5 protein-coding genes are annotated in these 6,000 nt (G+C 46.7%); 2 read left to right on the plus strand and 3 right to left on the minus strand.

Features of this window, described 5'->3' with window-relative positions:
* The first annotated feature begins 109 nt into the window (after nt 1-109).
* The gene (locus tag OXH39_13760) at nt 110-1,852 is read left to right on the plus strand and encodes a phytanoyl-CoA dioxygenase family protein (protein ID MCY3551522.1); all 1,743 of its coding nucleotides are present in this window, start codon (nt 110-112) and stop codon (nt 1,850-1,852) included.
* Nucleotides 1,853-2,013: 161 nt separating this feature from the next.
* On the opposite strand, the gene OXH39_13765 is transcribed toward OXH39_13760, so the two are convergent.
* From OXH39_13765 to OXH39_13775, 3 genes are read right to left on the minus strand one after another with little or no spacing between them, the layout of a single operon-like run.
* Nucleotides 2,014-2,298 carry a hypothetical protein gene (locus OXH39_13765; GenBank protein ID MCY3551523.1) on the minus strand — a complete coding sequence of 95 codons (285 nt, stop codon included), beginning with the start codon at nt 2,296-2,298 and terminating at the stop codon, nt 2,014-2,016.
* Nucleotides 2,299-2,353: 55 nt separating this feature from the next.
* A complete protein-coding gene (locus OXH39_13770; GenBank protein ID MCY3551524.1) occupies nt 2,354-2,644 on the minus strand; it encodes a hypothetical protein in 291 nt (96 codons plus the stop codon).
* A gap of 9 nt (nt 2,645-2,653) precedes the next feature.
* Complete coding sequence (locus OXH39_13775) at nt 2,654-3,199, minus strand: hypothetical protein (GenBank protein ID MCY3551525.1); 546 nt, start codon at nt 3,197-3,199, stop codon at nt 2,654-2,656.
* A gap of 1,282 nt (nt 3,200-4,481) precedes the next feature.
* On the opposite strand from OXH39_13775, the gene OXH39_13780 reads away from it, so the two are divergent.
* Nucleotides 4,482-6,000 (plus strand): hypothetical protein (locus OXH39_13780; GenBank protein MCY3551526.1); only part of this gene is annotated, 1,519 nt, incomplete at its 3' end.

Consider the following 6,000-nt stretch of genomic DNA (forward strand, 5'->3'; position numbering starts at 1 on the left):
GGGTTGGTCGCACCCATCTTCTATTTGACAAAACGGGAGAGTTACGTGATAATGATTCTATTGAACAACGAAACCAATTTTGACGGTAGACCCATAACAGGAGGGACAAATGGACAACGAAGTCATGAGCAACGAAGAGAACTACGCTTTTGATGTGGCAGGCTACCTACACATTCCGGGCGTTCTCAGTCGAGAAGAGGTGGCGGCACTCAACGCGGCATTAGATACAGTTGAAGATAGTGAGATGCTGTTAGGCGGATCCAGTTCGCACCGCGAATTGTTCCGCGACCTACTGGTACATCCGACATTGGTGTGGTATTTGAACCAGATTGTGGGACACGGTTTCCGACTTGATCAAGCACCTCAATTGTTGCGGAATCGAGAGGGTGAAGTCGGTACAACACTCGTCGGCGGCGATGAACCGAGAAATCCGTCCTTGGCATATCGCCAACAAAACGGTCAGAGACGTTGCCAAGGTGTGAAAGCGGTTTGGGTATTGGAAGATGTCGCAGAAGGGGACGGTGGATTGGTTGTCGTTCAGGCAAGCCACAAGAGCAATGTCGAAACACCTGACGACTTGGCAACCGGTGTTGATGATATGGGATTGGTGGTGCAACCCGAACTCAAGGCAGGCGATCTATTCTTGGTCGCGGTACCTACGCTCCAAGGCGTTCGTCCGTGGAAAGACGAGCCGAAAAGGTTGTTGGCATACTGGTACGCCGCGCGTGCGGCGGTTCAATCCAATCCAGTTGGACCTTACTCGGAAACGGAATCTTTGCCGGGATGGGCAGACGAGGCGACACCTGCGCAAAAGGCGGTCATGTATGTTCCCGGGTATAAGGGTTCAAGTCCACCGCCAGTGATAAATACAGATAGCGAAGAGACATGGGTAGAGGAAGACTCGTCTGTCGTTCATCCATCAATTTATATCCGCGACCCAGATTCTGGAATTGATGAGAAAGAGTTCTACTTTTGGGATTTGAACGGGTATGTAGTAGTGCCCGGCGTGATGGATGAGCAATGGCTCGCAGAAGCGAATGAGGCGGTGGATAAATTCCAAGATCGGATCGTCGTAGGCGAGGAATTAGCTCGCGGATCAATAAGTCAGGCTGGCACAGGGCGACCCCTTCTACCAGGTCTGTTAGACTTACCTGACCCTTATAACAAACCTTTCCGCCGCATGATTGCGCATCCTGCTGTGGTGCAGCGACTCAATTGGATGGGCGGTAGCGGCTATCGCATGGGTGGCGCGACTGTCTTCTGCGCGGTTCAGGGCACATCGGGGCACTCGCTACACGATGGCAATGAACCGATGACCCCATCACGCGGTTATGCTTTTAAGAACGGACGCAGTTATGCCGAAACCGTCACCATTACATGGCAATTACGCGATGTCGAGCCAGGACTGGGCGGTTTTGCGTGTGTACCCGGTTCCCACAAGACGCAGTACTCCATGCCACGCGGGATTCGGACATGTGATGATACGATGGGGTTGGTTGTACAACCCGTTATGAAGGCAGGCGACGTGCTCTTCTTTATGGATGGTGGTTGCACACACGGTGCCTTAGCGTGGAAGAATCCGATCCCCAGACGCGGGGTACTGATTAAGTACCAGTCGAAAAATGTCAATTGGGGTGGTGGTGTGATTGATCCGCAAGACCGATGGGGCGATATGGTCGAAGATATGACCGAGGAACAATTCGCTGTCATGCGGGGCCCTGAACGAGACGGTCGTCACCGAACTGTACCGCGATTGGTTGTAGAAGATGGACAGGTCTCCGTTTCGTATGATCCGGCAGGGGATAGTTATGCATCAAGGCATCGACGAAAACCCGGTGAAAAACGCGAATAATAATGGATACATTATCACTTACCGTTCCGGTACTAAATCCGCGAGCGGTAAGTGATAACGCGGATTGATAAACAATTTCGTAATAAGTAATTTTGGACTTGTCATATCACGCTCCTTGGTTTTTCGAGTATAGCCAAAGGGCGCGATCTAATGTTCTCATGTCAAGGAAGTTCTTCAATATTGTCTCCGTTCTCAAGTCTCTTTTTGTATTCGTTCTCGAAAATCCGCTGAATCCGCTGAAACTCTTTCCAATTTATAAAACCCGAGAGCGCGCATTTCACATCAACGCCGTGTTTATCTCCCGCAGCATAATACTCAACCTGAATAGTAAACTGATCAAAATTCCTATGGTCGATAGAAATTCTTGATGCCTTCTTAATTTCATGTTGAGTGCCAGAGACTTCTGTTATTGTTATATCAACAGGATCATGCCATATAAATAACATTGTGAACCTCATTTATGAAACGGTGTAAAATTACCAAATACATATTCTTACTCGTCTAATTCCTTCTCCATTGGGCATATTTCTGAAGCGTGCGGATATCCATATTCGACGATTCAGCTGCTTCATGTAAGGACGGGTATTGTTTAATACATTTCTGGGCAACCGCCCGTAGGATTTGGTTTCGATTCATATTTTTTCTGTTGAGAGATGCCGATTCTTCGATTGTTTGCGGCATATTGGAAAACTGTACTGCCATCTGACAATCATCAGCACGCAACATATACTCAGATTGGGATATAGAAAATAGCCTTTTAGCAACATTCAGGTCAATGTCTCTGCGCTGCATACGATCGTCTCATTTGAGGATATACCATATCAATAACAAGCCGATGCCAAGGAAGCCTATCCCGAAACTAATGGCGGTCCAGCACCACTTGCGAAGCTGTCTAAGCCGCCGGTGTGCTACATCGTTTGACTCCTTGATCTTTTTTTGTAAATCCAGTGCCAATGCGGACTGACGCGTATCAGGATGCCAGCGTGCCACTTGACTTTCAAAAATTGATCGTGGGACCTCTATGAACCAGTTATTGCGGCGGTTCTCAGAAAAAAACCAGCTATCTGGATCCGTGCCTGTCGCAAGGACACCGAACTGTGTGTCGGTTGCGGAGAGCATACTTTCCAGGTGTTCACGCGCCTCCAACGCAGCGCGCTTCGTGGTAGGCACTTCGCAGAGAATAATAACGACGAAATAACTGACATCACAAACCACATAATCCGCAACACTGTCAACTCCGAGAACGCCGAATTGGATCGGCTGATCCGTCAAAATCTCTTTGTCTGAAAATGGCAGCGTCGCTAAGTAGGTCGTAACGGCGCGTCGTATACGGTCAGATAGCATCATAAATTTTTTTGGGTGTAGGTGCTATGATAACAAATATCTTCTCTATGTTTTTCTGCATTTTGGAAGCCGAAAGGCTACACCAAAATCCCGCTGTCTGCTTTAAAAGTTTATGCCTAATTGTGTGCCATCCGTTCGATAATCTCAATGTGATCGATCTCGATTAACACATCTCCCATACGCAGTTTGATAAAATCAGCCTCACGTATTGAGAACCCTAATGGCCGTCTCGAAAACAACACTCAGAGTGGTCCCTTTTATGAGTAGATTTGTAGATGGGAAGCGACATATATCTTCCCATCTACTATAGCAGTTTTCGAATTGACCGTCGGTGTTGAGTAGACCCTCTACCCTCTAACCGCCACCGCCGACTGGACGGGAGACTGGATTTTCTTATGTCAATATCAAGTCTCAAGTTGTTGTGCCCTTGTGTTACTTCATCTTTAGGTTTCTCCATGTGCCAGTTACAGTTCTTTTTGAGGCAGATGAGACAGCTGGTACAGCACATAGGACAGTCTATTCACTTCTAATAAACTGATCGTGAGGCAGTTAAATGTACTATTAAGTAATGTTAAGCCAATTTTGATAATTATCAAAATTAAACATAGAAAAGTCTATACATGACTGCTAAATTATACAATATTTTCAGAAATTATGCAATATTTTCAGAAAAAAAGCGATTATGTTCATAAAATTGCTAATTTCTTTGGAAAATGCATGATACTTCAGATTAAAATTTGACAAAAAATGAGATTTTTGATAATATAGCCTAAGTTGCCATCTTGAAACAGCGTAGCTTTTATATTGTATTTAACTTTGGATTATGCTATGATAGTCATATTGAATCATTATTTAATAATTGGTAATTAAAATTATGATTACAATTTAATGATTTTTTAACTCGCGTTGGTTGATTGGGTGGCAACTTGGGTTAATATATACTCTCAACTTCTGTGAAAATATTAAGTTTGTGAGCACCTCATAACGGGTATTTTTTCCAGCGTGAGTTTGCCACAGGCGCATCGGTTGAGCTGAAGCGAAATTGACGAAAAATCACACGCATTTGAAATGGCCATCAGCAGTCGGCAGTCAGTGCTTTGTTAGGGTGATTTTCATTGATAAACATCCATTATTTTTTTATCCTGTCCACCCCTGGTATCTTATATTGAACTTATGCTATGAAAGAAATCAATTTAGTAGTAAGGTCAGGGATTTCTGCTTCGGGTTTTAGAGTTTCCGGCTCAACAATAAAAAACTGCCTTACTGTAGTTAAGGAGGTGCATTGATGACAACCAATGTCTTGCAAGATATAATTACACGCTGCCACCGACGGCACGAGAAACCATTCAAGCAACAGAAGACGACCTCAAAACCTCGGCTTTACAAAGGGCTTCCTTACCGTTTCACAGCCTATTGTGCGCACGGATACCCTGTGCTGCTTCAAGACTTGGAGGCAGCAGGCATTTCCTTTATGCCGATCGGGCAAGCCCCTGGAACCGACCGTCCGCCGCGTCATTTTGGGGGTGAACGGTTCTCGAAACGCCAAGAGGCAATAGACTGGGAGATCACCCAATGGCACAGGTCGTGGGGGATTCACGTGTATACAGGTATTCCCTCGGCACGCGATGGTGCTTCCTGGCATGATATCGACTTTAAATATGAAGCCATCTGTGCTGCGCCTGATACTGTTCTTGCGTGCGTTCAGGCGCTTGTTAGTGCCGTTGCGAACCCTTTGTTGACGCTAACAAAGTCTGGTGGATTGCGGTTTTCTTGCCGGATACCGGGATACCTGCACCCGAACACTAAGGAGGCACGGTTCTATATCTATAAGGAGGCACCGTCAGCGGAGAATCCGAACGAATACGATTCGTATCTTGAAATTTTGGGTGAGAAAGGACACAATTGCTGGGATGCGCGCTATGAAATCCTGCTTGGAAATCTGTTAGATCCGCCTGTGATTCCTAAAGAAGTTCTCTTTGCACCTATCGATGCCTTTCGTGCTGCACTGGACGCACCTGTTTCGCAAAACATACAACTTAAGGAGGATATCCCCGACGCGCCATACTCTCTGGGATCGGGTACACTTGATCTCGCCAAAGAGGCGTTTTTCAAGCGTGGGTTTTCTTATGTCAGAGAAGAGGGTGAATTTCACTATTGGCGGCGCGACGGTGATGAAATTGGCAACACAGAGGTATCATTATGGGAAAGTGAAGGTGGCGTGTGGGTATGTGCATCTACGTCTGATACTGGGCTGCCTATGGCGGCAACGCTTATAACAGACGTTTGGAACGATACCGGCATCCTCCCGCCCACTCCTAAGACCGGGCTTCCTATAGACGATCAGGTGCTTGCCGTTCGGGAAGGGACACTCAGTCCGTTGGCACTCAAACGTCCGTCTCCGATCTTACACACGTCGAAACCTACAGAAAGGATGCCCGAAACGCCAGAAGAAGTGCGTGTTCAGGTGCAGCGTGCTTTTGATAGGAATGTGCGTGTGCTTGGATTTACTGCCGAGACGGACGCTGAGAAAGACCCTGAAGTCGCATCCGTTCTGCGTACGCGTAAGGCAATCTGTTTAAAGGTACCGAGTGATGATCTTACGGCAGCAGCATCGCGATTTCTTCAAAGCCGCGATATCGGATCAATGGCACAGTGGCGGGATCGGATGCATCTCTGGGATCAGGTGAAAGATATCCCAAGTACTCGACTGTTTTCGGACCCAGAATACGCAAAAATAGCCGAACAACTTCTCGAAACGCGCGAAGGAACACAACCCCTCTGTATCATCAATATCCTCGGAGAGG

Source organism: Candidatus Poribacteria bacterium (assembly GCA_026702755.1).
Lineage (GTDB): Bacteria > Poribacteria > WGA-4E > WGA-4E > WGA-3G > WGA-3G.